The organism is Ruminiclostridium herbifermentans, from assembly GCF_005473905.2.
Classification (GTDB): domain Bacteria; phylum Bacillota; class Clostridia; order Acetivibrionales; family DSM-1351; genus Ruminiclostridium; species Ruminiclostridium herbifermentans.
This window is the reverse complement of sequence record NZ_CP061336.1, coordinates 3,776,421-3,794,140: the sequence shown is the minus strand read 5'-3', so window position 1 is coordinate 3,794,140 and position 17,720 is coordinate 3,776,421. Positions and strand designations below refer to the sequence as shown.

The 17,720-nt window shown below is 31.3% G+C and carries 15 protein-coding genes and 1 pseudogene; 11 read left to right on the top strand and 5 right to left on the bottom strand.

What is annotated here, in order from left to right; genetic code table 11:
• The first annotated feature begins 111 nt into the window (after window positions 1-111).
• The 8 genes from EHE19_RS15175 (at window position 112) to EHE19_RS15140 (ending at window position 9,341) form a co-directional block, all read left to right on the top strand.
• Window positions 112-534: a hypothetical protein gene (locus EHE19_RS15175; protein WP_137696952.1), complete on the top strand. Its 423-nt coding sequence runs from the start codon at window positions 112-114 to the stop codon at window positions 532-534.
• 55 nt (window positions 535-589) lie between these two features.
• Window positions 590-1,858 (top strand): diaminopimelate decarboxylase family protein, encoded by a 1,269-nt coding sequence (locus tag EHE19_RS15170; protein ID WP_244648400.1) that lies wholly within the window; start codon window positions 590-592, stop codon window positions 1,856-1,858.
• Window positions 1,859-2,005: 147 nt separating this feature from the next.
• Window positions 2,006-3,829, top strand: a complete 1,824-nt coding sequence (locus EHE19_RS15165; protein ID WP_244648254.1) for an ABC transporter ATP-binding protein — start codon at window positions 2,006-2,008, stop codon at window positions 3,827-3,829.
• Window positions 3,826-5,628 carry an ABC transporter ATP-binding protein gene (locus EHE19_RS15160; protein WP_137696950.1) on the top strand — a complete coding sequence of 601 codons (1,803 nt, stop codon included), beginning with the start codon at window positions 3,826-3,828 and terminating at the stop codon, window positions 5,626-5,628. Before EHE19_RS15165 ends, EHE19_RS15160 begins: the two co-directional genes overlap by 4 nt.
• Before the next feature lie 251 nt (window positions 5,629-5,879).
• Complete coding sequence (locus tag EHE19_RS15155; RefSeq protein WP_137696949.1) at window positions 5,880-6,200, top strand: rhodanese-like domain-containing protein; 321 nt, start codon at window positions 5,880-5,882, stop codon at window positions 6,198-6,200.
• A gap of 24 nt (window positions 6,201-6,224) precedes the next feature.
• Complete coding sequence (locus tag EHE19_RS15150; protein WP_137696948.1) at window positions 6,225-7,925, top strand: FAD-dependent oxidoreductase; 1,701 nt, start codon at window positions 6,225-6,227, stop codon at window positions 7,923-7,925.
• Window positions 7,926-8,032: 107 nt separating this feature from the next.
• A complete protein-coding gene (gene trxA / locus EHE19_RS15145; protein ID WP_137696947.1) occupies window positions 8,033-8,344 on the top strand; it encodes a thioredoxin in 312 nt (103 codons plus the stop codon).
• Between the two features lie 286 nt (window positions 8,345-8,630).
• Window positions 8,631-9,341, top strand: coding sequence for a 4Fe-4S binding protein (locus EHE19_RS15140; RefSeq protein WP_137696946.1), 711 nt, complete (start codon window positions 8,631-8,633; stop codon window positions 9,339-9,341).
• A 56-nt stretch (window positions 9,342-9,397) separates the two neighbouring features.
• Here EHE19_RS15140 and EHE19_RS15135 read toward each other — a convergent pair whose 3' ends face one another.
• Window positions 9,398-10,072: a Crp/Fnr family transcriptional regulator gene (locus tag EHE19_RS15135; RefSeq protein ID WP_137696945.1), complete on the bottom strand. Its 675-nt coding sequence runs from the start codon at window positions 10,070-10,072 to the stop codon at window positions 9,398-9,400.
• 234 nt (window positions 10,073-10,306) lie between these two features.
• Between EHE19_RS15135 and EHE19_RS15130 the strand changes: the two are divergent.
• Window positions 10,307-10,609 (top strand): annotated as a pseudogene (locus EHE19_RS15130) (SDR family NAD(P)-dependent oxidoreductase); the annotation flags it as partial.
• Window positions 10,610-11,010: 401 nt separating this feature from the next.
• Here EHE19_RS15130 and idi read toward each other — a convergent pair.
• From idi to EHE19_RS15110, 4 genes are all read right to left on the bottom strand, one after another.
• Window positions 11,011-11,574: an isopentenyl-diphosphate Delta-isomerase gene (idi, locus tag EHE19_RS15125; protein ID WP_137696943.1), complete on the bottom strand. Its 564-nt coding sequence runs from the start codon at window positions 11,572-11,574 to the stop codon at window positions 11,011-11,013.
• 10 nt (window positions 11,575-11,584) lie between these two features.
• Window positions 11,585-12,277 (bottom strand): ABC transporter ATP-binding protein, encoded by a 693-nt coding sequence (locus EHE19_RS15120; RefSeq protein WP_137696942.1) that lies wholly within the window; start codon window positions 12,275-12,277, stop codon window positions 11,585-11,587.
• A gap of 23 nt (window positions 12,278-12,300) precedes the next feature.
• Window positions 12,301-13,611 carry an efflux RND transporter periplasmic adaptor subunit gene (locus EHE19_RS15115; RefSeq protein WP_137696941.1) on the bottom strand — a complete coding sequence of 437 codons (1,311 nt, stop codon included), beginning with the start codon at window positions 13,609-13,611 and terminating at the stop codon, window positions 12,301-12,303.
• 210 nt (window positions 13,612-13,821) lie between these two features.
• Window positions 13,822-16,365 (bottom strand): ABC transporter permease, encoded by a 2,544-nt coding sequence (locus EHE19_RS15110; protein WP_137696940.1) that lies wholly within the window; start codon window positions 16,363-16,365, stop codon window positions 13,822-13,824.
• 521 nt (window positions 16,366-16,886) lie between these two features.
• On the opposite strand from EHE19_RS15110, the gene EHE19_RS15105 reads away from it, so the two are divergent.
• Entirely contained in the window at window positions 16,887-17,225 is a 339-nt protein-coding gene (locus EHE19_RS15105) for an Os1348 family NHLP clan protein (protein WP_137696939.1), read from the top strand.
• A gap of 81 nt (window positions 17,226-17,306) precedes the next feature.
• Window positions 17,307-17,609 (top strand): Os1348 family NHLP clan protein, encoded by a 303-nt coding sequence (locus EHE19_RS15100; RefSeq protein WP_137696938.1) that lies wholly within the window; start codon window positions 17,307-17,309, stop codon window positions 17,607-17,609.
• The last annotated feature ends 111 nt before the right edge of the window (window positions 17,610-17,720 follow it).

Here is a 17,720-nt window from a genome sequence, read left to right as displayed (position 1 = left end):
GCATTAAATAGAAAAGAGGATGGATTCAGAAGAATTTAATCAGTAGATTTATAGATCGCGCCTTATAAATATGGGCGCTTTTTTATGTATAAGATATTATAAATTTTAGCAATGCCTCTTATACGTTATGATATTGGTGATATTGGACGTATACGAGAGAACGATTGCTCTTGTGGTAAGGATGGTAGAATTATTGAGTTGAAGTCTGGAAGGATATGTGATTATTTTATTGACGGAGACAGAAAAATCACAGCTGATCTCTTTCGAAAAGTATTAACAGATTATTTTAAACTTAAAAATGATGATGCTAATTTTATACAGTTTTCTTTAAAAGAAATTGAAAAAAATATCTTGCTGTATAACTTAATTGTAAAAAAAGAAATAGATATTGAAGAAATAACAGATTATTTAACAAAGAAAATAAATTCATATACAAATAATCCAGTAAAGGTAATAGTTCGTATGGATTTAAACATGATGATAAAGACTGGTGTCAAGTTTAAGATGTATGATATAATTAAGCAACAAATGTAATATTTGTGAATAATATGTTTTTTGTTTGTTATAAAAGGAGGTGAAATAGTTGTTTGTGACTAAATGTGATGAAATTGTTCATTATATTGATGGAAAGCTTTATATTGATGAGGTTAATTGTGAGGAACTAATAAAAAAATATGATGGTCCAATGCTTATATACTCTGAAAATCGAATTGTTGATAATATAGTAGCCCTTAAAAAGGCTTTTTTAAACAGATATCCAAACTGCGGTTTCTTTTTTGCCTACAAAGCCTGTTATTTTCCAAAGATATTAAATATTATTAAAGAAAATGGTTTTGGAGCAGAAGTAAGCTCATCTTATGAATTTGCAATGGCAAAGAAAAATAAGATTGGCAATTCAATTATGTGGAATAGTCCTGGTAAGAGTGAGCAAGAGTTGAATTATTTGATAAATAATAAAATTTACTGGAATGTCGATTCTCTAGAGGAGACAATTCTCATAAATGAACTTGCTAAGAAGAATAATACCTGTATTAATATAGGAATGAGAATAAACCCTGATGTAAAGATTAAATCTTCGTACATTGAAAGAGGAGGGAAATTAGGTATTGATGTAGAGTCAGGACAAGCACTCGAGTTTTGTGAACAACTTCAAAATCTATCTAATGTAAGATTAATAGGATTACATAGTCACCTTTCTGTGGAAAATACTAATCCATCTAATCATGTTCTATCTGCTAAGGCATTAAAAGATTTTGCAAAAACGTTACAGCAGAAATTTGATATTAAATTAGAGTATCTATCTCTTGGGGGAGGTTTTGCTGCACGTAATCATATAGAAGAAGCTGGATACAGTATAGATGATTTTGCAATTGAAATATGTCCATTACTTTATGAGTTAGATTACAGACCAAAACTTATATTGGAACCTGGAAGATATGTTGTTGATGATGCTGCTATATGTATAGGGAAAATCCTGTGCAAGAAGAAATGTTGGGACAATAGTTGGTGGATAACTGATATGGGAACAAATTTACTACCTTCTTTTTATGGAAGGGATTATAATATTGTGCCTGTAATAAAAAATAATCGGGACAAAATATGTGTAAACATAGGGGACAGAACTTCTTCATTTTCTGGTGTAATTAAAGAAAAAATTCTAATACAAGATCAGGATGCAAATGACTATATTGCAGCATTGAATTGTGGAAGTTATACATTTTCATGTGCTCAGAATTATTTTTATCCAATATCGTACCATTTTTACATCGTAAGTAATGATAAATTACAAGTATTATATAAATATAAAAGTGAAGAGCAATACATTAAAGAACTTTACGAACAAAGTTATGATAACTAGGTTAAAGGTATACGATTGATAGTGCTAGCAATAAATAAACCATTAATAACTCTAGCGCCTAGTGGGAGTTTTATGTGTGAAAATTGACTAAAATTATTAAAGTGAAGAATTTTTACATTCATTAAATATATAGAAAGGGAAAGTATGATGAGTAAAACAATAGCATCATACAGTATAGTAATGTGTGTTATAAAAAAATTTTTTAAAGGTCTTAATGTCTTATTTTTAACTTTTAAAATATCACCATTATATTCAAGCATATATGTAATATTAACTATTATAAAAGCGGTAACATCTACGCTTATAACTACCTTAGTAACAGCTGAGTTTGTAGATACAGCTACTAAAATACTGCAAACTAGAGAGTCACAGAATAGTATTTGGAAACCACTTATTATGCTTTTGCTTATTTTATTAATCGTTAATGTGATTAATACTGTTTTATCTTTAGTAAAAACTCTTCTCTCATTTTGCATTGAAAAAAAATACAAGCCACTTATAGTAAAGATGCAGGCTGAAATTGATTTTAAACATCTTGAAAATAAAGATAGTTGGGAACTTATTTCACGTGTATCAGCAAAATCAGAAGAATCTATATTAAATGGCTTTACTGCTTTTATGACTATATTGACAATAATTATTTACATTATTTCTGTTCTGGGTCTAATATTAATGCAAGTATGGTGGGCTGCTGTTTTAATTTTAGTATTTTCAGCTCCTATGTTATGGCTTTCTGTACGTACAGGAAGAAAGAGTTATCAGGCAACTCGTGAAACAGAAGAATTTCGTCGTCGTACAGAATATTTTGGAGATGTATTAATTGGTAATAATAATATTGAAGAAAGAACATTGTTCGGTTATGGAGATAAAGTAAGTAATAATTGGTGGGAATTACATGAAAAGAGCCGAAGGCTGCGCTTAAAAGTACGGTTACGATATATGGTTTTAACAAAGGGATCAACGATGGGACTTAGTTTTATTGCAATTTTAGTTGCAGTGACGCTAATTTCTCCTGTTATTTCTAGACAATTGTCAGCAGGAATGTACATGGCTTTAATCGGAACTGTGTTAGGCATTACTCATCAAATGGGATGGGACATGTCATGGGCTGTTGAAACCATTGTTAATACTGAAGAATATCTAAAAGACTTTGAGAGATTTCAAAACTTAAGCAAAACTAGTAATGCGTTAAGCAAACCTGATAGTGAACCAATTGAATTTTCAACGCTCGAATTTTGTGATGTTAAATTTAAATACCCAAGTAGCACTGAATACATATTAAAAGGTTTGTCATTTAAAATTGAACGAGGTAGGCATTATGCTTTTGTTGGCGGTAATGGTGTTGGGAAAACCACTATAACTAAGTTATTAACAGGACTTTATACAGATTATGAAGGTAGTATTTTAATAAATGGAAAAGAACTACGCCAATATTCACAAGGTGCCATTAAAGCTTTATTCACAGCTGTGTATCAGGATTTTTCTAAATATTATATATCTTTGAAAGAAAATATAGCACTTGGAGATGTAGCAGGTAATCATTCAGATGAACAGTTTTTGCAAATAGCTAAATCTGCAGGATTAGATGACGTATTGAAGGATTTAAAAAATGGTATGGAAACTCCACTGGGTAGAATACAAAATAATGGTCAGGAAATATCGGGTGGGCAATGGCAACGTGTTGCAATTGCTAGATCGCTTATTAGTTGTTCTCCGATTAAAATTTTAGATGAGCCAACATCTGCATTAGATCCTATATCTGAAAGTCAGCTCTATTATGAATTTGAAAAACTAATGAGAGGAAAAACAACGATTTTTATTAGTCATCGTCTCAGTTCAACAAAATTGGCAGATGAAATAATGGTAATAGATAATGGACGTATTGTTGAGCAAGGAACACATGAGGAATTAATGAGTATGAATGGTAAATACACAAAAATGTTCATGGCGCAAAGGAAGTGGTATCAGTGAGTAAAAAACAAAATCAGTCTGCTGTCAAGCTTATATTACGAACTATGATTATTCAGTTTACGACTACACCTATACATATAACAGTATTTATATTTGTCGTTCTGCTTGAAGCATTAGGATTAACTGCAAGAGCTATTACAACGAAGCAGCTTTTTGATACAGTTGCAGAAGCTTCCCTTGGAAATATAGAATTTATGAATTGTTTAGTTTCAGTATTGATTATGGGAATGGTAACAATAGTTCAGCAATTTATTAATGGAGTTAAGTTTTTTTATTGGCCTGTAATTACAGATAAGGCAAGTGGAATAAATAAGCAAAAGTTGTTTAAAAAAGTTCAGTGTTTAAGTCCAGAAGTATTTGAAGATACCAACTTTTTGGATGATTTGAATAAGGCTCAAAATGGTGTCGAGCCATTAACAACTGTTTCACTTTTTATTCTAAATATTATCTTTTTTGATGTTACCTATGCTATTTCTATGGGAGGATATTTGTTTTATTTAAATCCTATATTGATAATAACGTTAGCTTTAGCTTTTATACCAGCACTGATATCACAGATTGTAAATATGAAAATTTTTACGAAACTTGAGAAAGATAGCGCACCATTACGCCGTCAATGTGATTATTACAAAAAAGCAATTTGCGATCGCGAATATTATAAAGAAACTCGTGTTCTTGGTGCTTTTCATTATTTTTATGATTTGTTTCAGAATACGTTATCTCTATTATTACGAAAGCAGAGGAATATAGAAAAAAAGACTACAGTTATAAAAGTTTTATTAAACATAGTTACATTTATGGGTATGGGTTTATCAACGTATTTACTATTTATCTCAACAATGAATGGTTATATTTCGATAGGTGCATTTGCAGCAGTTTTTACAACACTAGGTGTGGTTTTTGATGTTATGCAGAGCATGATGGCATGGGATGTAAGTGGAATAAGCAGAGATATGGGTAAAGTTTATAACTTTATGAACATAATGGATTACCCTGAACGTAAAGGAAAAACAGGAATACATGATTTCTCTACTGGAGTTGTAGCAGATAATATTAATTTTAGATATCCTAATAAAAGCCAATTAGCAATTAACGAAGTATCATTGACTATTAGTGAAGGCGAAACAATTGCCATTGTTGGAGAAAATGGCTCTGGAAAAAGCACATTGGTACGCTTACTTACTGGATTGTATCAACCATGTCAGGGAAAGGTAACAATTGGTGGATTAGACACTAAGGATATTACACCTGAATGTATATTTAAAGATATCTCAGGTGTATTTCAAAATTATCAAAAATATAAAATGACTTTATTAGATAATGTGGTTATTAGTGATGTAGGAAAAGATATTGACGAGAAATATGTTTACAATGTGTTACAACAAGCAGGATTCAATTACAATAAGGATGATATTAAACTTGATACATTACTCTCTCCAGAGTTTGGAGGTGTAGACTTGTCTGGTGGACAATGGCAGCGGTTAGCATTAGCACGTGGATTGTATCGTCAAAATAATTTTATTGTATTGGACGAACCTACAGCTGCAATAGATCCAATAGAAGAGGATAAACTATTTGCACAGTTTAAAGAAATGATTAAAGGCAAAAGTGCTATCATAGTGACTCATCGTCTGGGTTCAACTAAGCTGGCTGACCGCATTATTGTAATGGATAAGGGAAGAATAAATGATATGGGTGAACATGAACAGCTACTTTCTAAATCGGGTAAATATGCTGAGATGTGGAATGCTCAGGCTGAGTGGTATCAAAGAGATAAAGCAATTAATATCATTAATTAAGATTATTTATTTAGCAATTCAATTTTGTAATCTCAGCAGTTGAAGCAGTTTTAAGAGAAGCTAATCAATAGATTTATAGAGCGCGCCTTATAAATATGGGCGCTTTTTTAATTGTCAAAAAACATAAAAATCAATTGATAAATAATATGTGATATGGTCACAGATATTAATAAGAAAATTCATTATAATTATAACCATGATAAATAAAAAATGAACAGAAAATATTACCTTAAAATTCAGGAGGAAGATATATGTTTGATTTTTTTAAGAGAGATGATAGTAAAATAATTAATATAAATGATATGGACGACCTTATTGGTAAGGTGGAACTAATTGATATAAGAGAACCATATGAATATAAACGTGGAAGTTTAAGGACCGCTAAAAACATACCTATGGGCAATTTGCTAGCAAGTCCCGAAAAATATTTGGCAAAAGATAAGACATACTATATTATGTGTCAGTCAGGTGGTAGGAGTGGAAGAACTGCAAGAGCACTTACAAAACAAGGATTCAAAGTTATAGATGTTGTTGGTGGTATGGGGTCCTATGTTGGAACAAAAAGAAATTAAGCATAAACAAAGGAGGATTTTTTCATGGGACGAAAGATATTAATTATAGGTGGAGTAGCTGGTGGAGCATCTGCAGCAGCGAGATTAAGAAGAAATAGCGAAGAAGATCAGATTATTATGTTTGAAAGAGGCCCTCATGTTTCATTTTCTAATTGCTCGCTCCCTTATCATTTAAGTGGAGTGGTAAAGGAAATAGATGATTTGGTTTTAATGAATCCAGAGCGCTTTTTAAAACAATATAATATAGATGCACGTATAAATAGTGAAGTAACTGCAATCGATAGGAAAAACAAAACTGTAACTGTAAAAAGAATAGATTTAGGAGAAGAGTATACTGAAACTTATGATAAATTGATCTTATCACCAGGAGCTTCACCGATTGTTCCAAGTCTTCCAGGCATTGAAAATGTTAATGTATTCACAGTACGAAATGTGGTTAATATTGATGAGTTGAATCAATTTGTAAAGCAGATGAATACAAAAGATATAACGGTAATTGGGGGTGGATATGTCGGTGTTGAAGTTGCTGAGAACTTAAATGAAGCGGGATATAATGTATCACTTATAGAAGCAACCAATCAGATACTAAGACCATTTGACTACGACATGGTTCAGATATTCCATAAAGTACTAATTGATCATAATGTAAATTTAATTGTTGGAGATAAAGTGGAGAGATTTGAAAAAGATAAAGTTGTCTTAGCTTCTGGGAAAACGATAAATGCAGGTGCTGTAGTAATGGCAATCGGCGTATCACCTGAAACGTATCTTGCAAAAGAAGCTGGTCTTGAAATAGGAGAAACAGGTGCAATTAAAGTAGATAAAAACTATCTTACAAATGACCCAGATATCTATGCAATTGGTGATGCAATCGAAGTATATCATGCATTAACTCATACCATGACAAAATTATCATTAGCTGGTCCTGCATTAAAGCAGGCAAGAATTGTTGCGGATCATATTAATAATAAGAGGACATCGAACCATGGATATATTGGCTCTTCTGCAATTAAAGTATTTGAATATAATGGGGCATCAACAGGATTAAACGAATCATTAATCAAAGCACTTAATATGAAAATCAATTATGATATTGTACGTATAATTCTATCTGATAAAGTAGGGATTATGCCGAATGCGGCACCGATGCATTTTAAGTTGCTGTTTGAGGTGCCTACTGGAAAGATCCTTGGAGCTCAAGCAATTGGTAAAGGAGATGTTACAAAGCGCATTGATGTTGTTGCTGCTGCCATTAAGTTTGGTGGAACGGTAGAAGATCTAAAGGATTTGGAATTCAGTTATGCACCTCCGTTTACCACTGCAAAGGATATTGTAAATTACGCAGGATATGTAGGCTCAAATCTTTTAAACGGTGACTTTAAACAAGTAAATGTTGATAAGGTAAGAGAGCTGGTTGAAAATAATAATATTATTATAGATGTAAGGGAAATCAATGAATTTAAACGTGGACATATAAAAGGAGCAATCAATATTCCATTAAGTGAACTCAGGGAAAGAATAGACGAAATTCCAAAAGACAGGCCAGTGTATCTACACTGCCGAACTGGTCAACGTAGTTATAATGCAGCTTTAGCTCTTCAAAATATGGGCTTCAATAACGTTATCAATATAACTGGAAGCTTTTTGGGAGTTTCCTTCTATGAATATTATAATGACAAATTTTATGATAGAGAAAGCATTGTAACAGAATATAATTTCATTTAAGTTAACAACCGTATATGTGACCTTGTCACAGTATTAAATTGAAAATATTTGTATAATGAAACTATAAGAAATAGAAAAAAATAGATATTATATTAAGGAGAATTCATATGAGTGTATTAACAATAACAAAGCATAATTTTCAACAAGAGGTTATCAATTCAGATAAACCAGTATTAATCGACTTTTGGGCCCCTTGGTGCGGACCTTGCAGAATGGTAGGACCTACAGTTGAGCAGGTTGCAGAAGAGACAATAGGTAAAGCTAAAGTAGGTAAAATCAACGTGGATGAACAACCTGAACTTGCACAAGCTTTTGGTGTTATGAGTATACCAACCCTTGTTGTAATTAAAAATGGAAAAGTAGCAAACAGTGTTGTAGGTGTTCAATCAAAGAGTGCTATTCTATCAATGCTCCAATAAGATATGAATATATTGAGTTCACGTTTCGTAGATGAGATTATGTTAAGATACTGCCATTAGATATGATAATAAGAGTAGAGTACCATAATGTACCCTACTTTTATTTTGAAAAAAATAGCAACTGACCTAACCAGTAGATTTATGGAGCAAGGTGTTCTACGATTCAATCACTGAAGATATTGAAAATATGTATTTAATTATTCGAACTTGTCAATTAGTTGAGCTAATAATATGAATTTAATTATTGTAATGATTATAAAAAAGAAAAGACATGGGAGAAAGCGTAATGAAAAAATTATTAACATTATGGAAAAAGTATTCGTTCTTAGCATTAATAGCGTTTGTAATCTTGGGCTTATTAGATTCAAGAATTGCAATTGCAGCAGTTGTCTGTATGGTGGCACCTATTATTGTTTCTATATTTAAAGGTAGATTTTGGTGTGGCAATTTGTGCCCTAGAGGAAGTTTTTACGATAATCTTATTATTAAATTTAGCAATAACAAGAAAGCACCGAGATTTTTAAAATCCAATTTATTTAGAGCTGCTATGGTTATATTTATGATGACAATGTTTGCCTTTGGGATTTATAAAAACTGGGGTGATTTGTTTGGGATAGGAATGGTATTTTACAGAATCATTGTTGTTACAACTATAATAGGTGTTATATTATCTTTATTCTATAATCAAAGAACCTGGTGTCATTTTTGCCCAATGGGAACACTTGCTTCATTGATATCGAAATTTAGAAAGAGTAAAAACGTCTTACAGATATCGGCAGACTGTGTATCCTGTAAAATTTGTGAAAAGAAATGTTCCATAGGAATCGTACCTTATGAATATAAAGAAAATATATTAAGTCATCCGGATTGTATACAATGCGGTGAATGTGTAAATGTATGTCCTAAAAATGCAATAGGATATAATATGATTGATTTAGCTGAATTTTCTGTTCAAAAAGATAAGGATGAAAAAGATAAGGATGAAAAAGCAAGTTAAGAAAAAAGGGAAATACGAGACTATGTGTCTCAGCCTTTCCCTTTTTATTATTATAGTCATACGAGTTTTCGTAACTTTTCTTTATCCATGATTTGAATTATACCTCTTTTTTGCTCAAGAATTCCATCTGACTGAAATACCTTCAACATGCGAGAAACAACTTCTCTGGCGCTACCGATATATTTTGCAATTTGTTCTTGTGTAATATGCAGTTCAGTTGAATTTGCTTTAGATATTTCATCTATTAGAAAGATAGCAAGTCTTTTGTCAAAACTCATAAAAAGAATCTGTTCCATTGCCCACATAACATCGGAAAATCGTTCAACAGTGTTTTTATATGCAAAATTTTCAACATATACATTTGTACTGCTTAGTTTACTAAATGCTCCGATATTAATTAGATAAGCATCAGTATCCATTTCAGCGTCAATATGCACGTCAAAGGTAATTGTGTTTAAAATACAAGAGGCAGAAAGTATACATACATCATTTGGTGAAAGTCGATATAAGGTTATTTCACGTCCATCCTCGGATAAAATATAGACACGAAATCCGCCACTTTTTATTAGAAAGACACCAAGGCATTCGCTACCTGTACTTTTAAGATTAGAGCCTTTGCTGTAGGACACCATTGAGATGTTTTTTTCAATCAAATCTATTTCAGATTCATTTAATTTCTCCCAAAAAGTTAATTGAGATCTGATATATTCCAATTCCTTTTTATTTATCACAACATCCCCTCCAATCACAGTTATATTATAGCAGATTTAAAAGTTAAAAGTGAATAAACAAAAATAAAGCAATACTGAGGTAGGTATTACTTTATTTCATACGATGGGATACGAATTTTATTGGCATATGTCAATTATTAAGATTAATTAATTTTTGTAGCGTTATCATAACAAGCGTGGATGTTAGAAGATAATAATTTTATGGATTCACCTTGAAATGATTTCGCCCAAAAGTCAATTGGGAAAATTGATATTTTCTTTGCAAATGCAGGTTTTGCATATTATGAAAAAATTGCTAAGCCTGATTATCAGCATATTGAAGATATATATAAGGTTAATGTTTTTGCACCATTATATATATGTGAAAAGATGTATGAACTAAATAAAGATAGGGATTATAAAGTTGTTATAACATCCTCAGCAATGGGTATGCTTTCACTGCTTGGATATGCTTTGTATTTATCTACCAAAGCTGCAATGAAGCTGTTGTCAGAACTATTAGCAAGGATGGAGAAGTTTGTTGATATAGTCAATTAAGTGAAAATGCTAATATATCAAATAGAGAAGTAGCATGCAGTTGTGATGCTTGTAAACGGCTCAAGAACAATAGTATTGGTGTTCATTTGCTCCGCGGCAAAGTAACACGAATATTTGGACATACGCACCGTAAAACCATAAATTATAACAAAGCCAACATTGGTATTGGAGACGCTTCAATGATATTAGAAAAAGTAAAAATCTATATTGGCAACAACGAATAATCGTTTTAATTCCACGTTTGATTGCATACAAATAAAATCTACATCCTTATTTTGGAAGTTATTCTGATATATAAAGTGTATTAACATTAAAAAAATCTTTATGTTGCAATATGTGTTGGACTTTATATATTCAAGAGATTGTTAGAATGATTTAATATTGCAGTGAAAAATATAAAATTAAAGAGAATTTTCAAATTCCATACACGAAATTTCTTGCAACGTATGGCTATATTTTTCCAGAAATATTTCAAAGCAGACCTTAAACCAGAATGTAAAGTCGTCAGGGTTCTCTTGAATCATTATCTCTATTTCATCTAAACTTTTCCATGACCAATCCTCCACTTCGTATATATTTGGTGAAAAGGTTCCGTCAAATTTACCTATAAATACATGGTCATATTCATATTCCATTAACTCATTATTGAACTGTACCTTATAAATAAAGCTAAAGGCTTCGTATATATTACAGGTAAATCCCATTTCTTCCGTTAGTCTTCTGTTTGCTGCAGTCTTAGTGGATTCTCCTGGACGTGGATGGCTACAACATGTGTTTGTCCACAATCCACCAGAGTGATATTTTGACTTTGCTCTTTTTTGAAGAAGTAATTGTCCTCTAGAATTGAAAATCAATATTGAGAATGCTCTGTGCAATTTTCCCTTTCTATGGGCATCCATTTTTTCTAATGCTCCAATTTCTTCATCATTATTGTTTACTAAAATAACATTATCAATTGTATCCATACTAATACTCCTAAAGTTTGTAGTTATTTACTTCTTTTTCTATTACCCCATCTTTTATATGAATAATACGGGAGGCAAATTCGGCGGTTTTTACATCATGAGTCACCATAACTATTGTTTTTCCATACTTTTCACAAAGTTCTTTAAGCAACTTCATTATATCGTTAGAGGTTTTTGTATCAAGATTACCTGTTGGCTCATCTGCCAAAATGATTTTGGGGTTGTTAATAAGCGCACGTGCAATGGCTACTCTTTGTTGCTGACCTCCTGAAAGCTGTGAAGGACGATGCTTTCTCCTATCTGTGAGTCCAACAATTTCAATTACTTTATCGAGTTGTTCTTTATAATCGCTAAATTTTCCACCGTCAAGAGTTATTGGCATCATGATATTTTCTTCTACATTTAAAACAGGTATGAGATTATAGAATTGAAATATAAATCCTATTTCTCTTCTTCTGATTTTACTGATTTCATTATCGTTAAGGGTGCTAATGTCTTTATCGGCTAAAATAATCTTTCCACTACTGGGATGTTCCAAACTACCAAGAAGATATAAAAGAGTACTTTTCCCTGAACCTGAGGGACCCATAATTGAAACAAATTCCCCGCTTTCAATATGTAAATTAATTCCTTTTAATGCTTGTATATTAAAGCCTTCCATGGTATAGTCTTTGATTAAATTCTCTACTCTTAGAATGCACATCTGCTTTCCTCCATAATTTATCGTCACTTTTCTTCAATGACATTTGCCGATAAGCCTTCCCTTAAGTCATCAGAACTATAATAAATTATCTTACTGTTTTCACGGAGGCTATCCTCAACTTCTTTTATACCATAGTACATACCTGATTCAGCCTCAATTTGGATAAAAATTTTGCGTATCTTTCCATTGTCAACGAGATATACATATTTATTCCCATTTTCATCCTCCCTTACTGCATTTGTAATAATAGAAAGAACATTATTTATGGTTTTAGTGGTTATCTGAAGGTCGACGTTATATCCAGGTTTCAGTACAGTATTTTTACTTGTAATCAAAATCTGGGCATTTATTACTGTTCTTTCTGTATTGTCGATGGTCTCTTTTATAGCACATGGAGCTATACTTTGGACTATCCCTTCATACTCGTTGCCGGCAGCCGAGTCTCCTGAAATTATTACTTTATTACCCTCCTTAACAGAATTAGCATCAATTTCAGAAATTTTTGCAAGGACAATCAGGTTATTCAAACTGATAATGTTGAATGCACTGTCTTCAACATTTGTGTACTCTCCCTCTTTTATTCCAATTGACGCTACACATCCATCAATCGGAGAGATGACTTTGCCGCTATCAATATCAATACCATTGACACTTTCAAGTAATTCATCAATTTTTAATTTTGCAAGAGTTACCTTTTGAAATTGGATATCTATCTGGGATTGATTATTTTTTTCATTTTCTTTATTTTCAAGTATTATACTATCATACTTCTTTTTAGAGTTTTCCATTTCAATTTTTGCCATATCATAGCTTTTTTGAATGTCATTAAGTTCATTCTCTGAAATTGCACCAATAGAATACAGATCCTTACTTTTATATAAATCCTTCTCTAAACTTTCAAAAGATAAGCTTTTTTGCTCGAAGTTATTTTTAGCGTCAATTATTTGAGTATCTAGCAGTAAAGTATTTTTCTTGAATTGATTATTTGTTAATTCAAGATTCTTTTTCTCAATATCATAGTTCAATCTTAATTGTTCCAGTTGAAGCTTAATTGGCTTGGTATCTAAGATTGCTATAATATCACCTTTTTTTACATTGTCTCCTTCGCTAACATTTACTTTTAAAACCTTTAGAGAACTTTTAAAAGAAATGTTGATTCCACTCTCTTCTTTTACAGTTCCTTTTGCAGATATCGTAGACGTAATATTTGATTTTTTGACATTAAAAACCTTAACATTAACTTCATTTTGTCTACTTTTATATGTAATATACAAAACAGTGCTTATAGTAGCAAATATCAGAATTAAAATTAATGTCAGTAATTTTTTTTTCATAACTTTATATCTCCTCGAATACTTATAGTTGTTAGATAAATTTATATTTATAGTGAAATTTCATTAATCGCTTATCGCTATTCTAGTTTTTTAAAAGCTACCAAATAAGTTTCACTCTTTTATAATACACTCGACACTTTATTGTGCTCCTCAAATTAATTATATAGTTTATCAATTAACATATTATTAATTTTGAGATATTTAATCATATCATTCTCCTTTTATTGCATCAATAATTCCAACTTTTACTGCCATACGAAATGGAAATATAGAAGCTACAAATGAACCCAAAAGTGTTAATATCAGTAACGTATATATGCTCTTGTATGGTAAGTAAAGAGATAAACTAACATTTGATATGTTTTCCATGCATGTTTTCAACTCCATTACAAATGATATTCCAGCGATAAAACCAATTACAGTCCCTAAAACTCCTATTAGCATACTTTCACCGAGAATAGTATTTTTAATCTGTTTCTTTGATGAACCAATAGACCTGAGTATCCCTATTTCATGCTTTCTTTCCAGTACTCCCATAAGTAGAGTATTAACTAATCCGAATAATGCAATTATGATAATGATTATGTTTATACTGCTGAATATTGTAGTAGCTTTTAGAGTTTCATTTCTTACCATTTCCTTATATTCATGGGCTGTGCTTACAATAATAGAAGAGTCTTTTATTATTGTTTTGTCGATTTTTTCTCTTAAAGCACTTATATCAGTATCTGCATTAGCCTTAACACCGATGAAATCACAATGTTTTTGACTATAGATGCTGTCTAATATATCTCGGTCAATATAGACAATATTTCCATTTTGAACGGAAGTGTTTACAATTGTTGTTATGACAAATGGATATTCTTTGCTGATGCCTTTTATATTCAGTATATCTCCAGTCTTATAACCTAGGTTTTTTGAATAGTATTGACCGACGATTGCTACTTTTTCACGTTCATTCATTTTAATATATGTTTCATTAAGGTCTCCGCTTAAAATATCGAAGTAGCCCATTTTTATTTGGTCTGGAACTTTTATTCCAGTTATCAATTGTGAATCATTATTTTTATCTTTTGACCATGCTGACCCGGTATAGTAGACATAATTTACCCCCTGAGTTTTTTTAATCAAGTTGATTTTATTTTCAAAATCTTCAATTGAACTACCCTGTGAGGTTCTAATTATGATATCTGATTTGAACGATTTTTCAACTTCTTTTGCACTAGATTCCTTAATACTATTAAATAATCCGTTTAAGCCGATGGACATAGCAATACCTATAATAATTACTGAGGTTGTGATAGCGGTTCTATTGATATTTCTGGTAATATTTCTTACAGATAAGATTTGATTTATTTTAAAACATTTTTTCATTATAATTTCAAAAGCAGTTGAAATATTTCCTATGATTAAGGGTGATAATATTATAAAGCCCATAAACATGAATAAAATCATTAAAGGCATAATAACAGTGCTTATCTTACTGTCTAAAAACTTTGTAAGTACTTCACTTCCTAAAAAGAAAGTAAGAATAAAAATTAAACCAATAAAGAATTTCTTTTTTTCATTTTTACTATTATAATTTAAATTTGTGTATGTAGTATTATTCTTAAGAGCCTGAATTGGCGAATATTTACTTGCTTTATATGCTGGGAGCAGACAGGATATCAATGGAGTAATCAAGCCTATAGCTACGGAAGTTATTACACTCTTAGGAGAGATAATAAAATATTCGACATCAATACTTCCCAACCTACTGATTTTACTTACTAATGGTATTAGAATTTTACCGATGCCTAAGCCCAATAACACCCCAAAAAATGTTCCCACTAGACCTAAAACAATACCTTCACAAAGTATCATCTTAATTGTTTGGTACTTCCCCATTCCTATGGCTTTTAACATGCCAATCAATTGAATTCTTTCATTGATTATGAGGCAAAATGTGTTATATATTAGCATACAACCTGCAAAGATTATTACCGATAATACAACATTGAACCCCATACGTATATTTGACATAGTTCTATTAGCCATTTGTTGTCTTTCTACAAGAGTTTGTGTTTCTATATCAGTGTCTGTGAAATGTTTCTTTATTTCTTCAGATATAGACATTGCCATTTCTTCATCATCTAATGCTATATCAATTCTATTAAAACAGTTTGCAAAACCAGAATCAGCAGTTATTGTTTCCAATGGGGCATACATCTCAATTATCCATGATGGAAGGCCAGCACCACGAGGTTCGATTATACCTATAACTTTATATATTTTATCTCCAGTTCTAGTTGAGAGTCTAACATTATCATAGCATGAAACTCCTATTTTAGAAGCAGTAGTCTTGTCTATTATAAGTTCCCTTTTGTATTTAGAAGAAAACCATCCTCCCTCTAAAAAATAGTAATCTCGCATTTTCTGATCTGTTTTTATATCGATACCTTTAACTCCTGCATCAACTTTACTCATCAATGGGGAATCTAATTTGACTAAACAAGCGGATAATGGTGCTAAAAGTGAGACATTTGGAATTCCTTTAATATACTTTATATCATTACTGGTAAAGTCTCCTGATTTTATGGCAATAATATCAGTTTTATGACCGCTACCCATGTAGATATCTTGTAATGTACCTAGCATTGAACGATTGAGAATATCTACACCAAGGACAAGTGCCACAGCTAACACTATTCCAATTCCAGTGAGAAAAGTACGAACTTTATGTTCAAATAAATTTCTGAACGCTAATTTTACCATATGATTATCCTATCATAGAATTTATAAATATATTACATGTTATGAGATATAATACCAAAAAAAATAAAAAATTACAATATAAAGTTACAAGACTTATAAATCACACAACATTAGAAAAACTAAACAACTTATATTAATTATGACAAGAGAGAAGTATACGCATACAGGCTTTTAGCTATTGCTTTTATTTTTATGTGGAAACTATATTAGAAAAGTAAAACTATAGAAGTCACATAAATTGTTTATAACTTTTTTTGAGGACAAAAAGTACAAAAATAGAAAATATATACAAAAAGGAGTGAACAAACATGGAATCATAAGTTATAATTTTACAATAAAAGTAAAAAAACACATAAAATACCTTGGTAAGGTTCAAAATTAAATATTTAATTAGTTATACTTGAAAACTTAATTACATTTCAAAATAAAAGTGAAAAGTGCATACATTTTTAATGTAGAGTATATAAAATCAGAGTTTTGGGCTTTTAAGAAAATTTAAACAAAATAGGGAGGCGTATACCATGAAGAAACTAAATGCATTAATTACTAAAGCTATTATGGATGAAGAATTCAGAAATGAGTTTTTAAAAAATCCATTAGATGCTGCAGAAAGTTTTGAACTTTCTGAAGAAGAGATTGCAGAACTACGAAATATCAACTTTGAAGAGTTAAAGCAGGTTAATGCGGAATTAGAAGAGCGTCTTTCCAAATCTTTTATAGATTTGCCTACATTAGATGAAGGTGCGGCATCTGACGGCTATCATTCAAATGACAGCTATCATTCAAATGACAGCCATCACAACAGCTATGGTAACCATAATAGCTTTAAAGAACCTGGTAAACTATACATAGATTGGTAATCTGTTGCATTTTCTATAGGAAGATGCCTGTAGAGCAAGTGCTAAAGCAGCTGTATATTAAAATATAATACAGACATATTTTTGAGAGAGAGGGGGGGAAATATGAAAAAGCTTAATGAAATAATCACTAAGGCGATTATGGATGAAGATTTCCGTAAGGAATTCTTGACAAATCCAGTAAAGGCTTCAGAGGGGTTTGGTCTTTCTGATGAGGAAATTGCAGAATTGCAAAATGTTGACCTATCCGAACTTGAGCAAGTTAATGCTGAGTTGGAAGAGCGTCTATCTAAGTCCTTCATCAATTTGCCTGAATTAGGTGAAGATGAGGCTGCTGATCATCGTAGCTACAGTACGCATGGTTCTGCTAGTTATGGCGATTGGTAATAGTTGAGTATTTCTTAAGGTAGAATACTCCTATAAGAGGGTGTATTCTACCTTAAAATTAATGGAGTAATTCAAAGGAGTTAATTCAGAACTTTCTTAGAATAGATACAG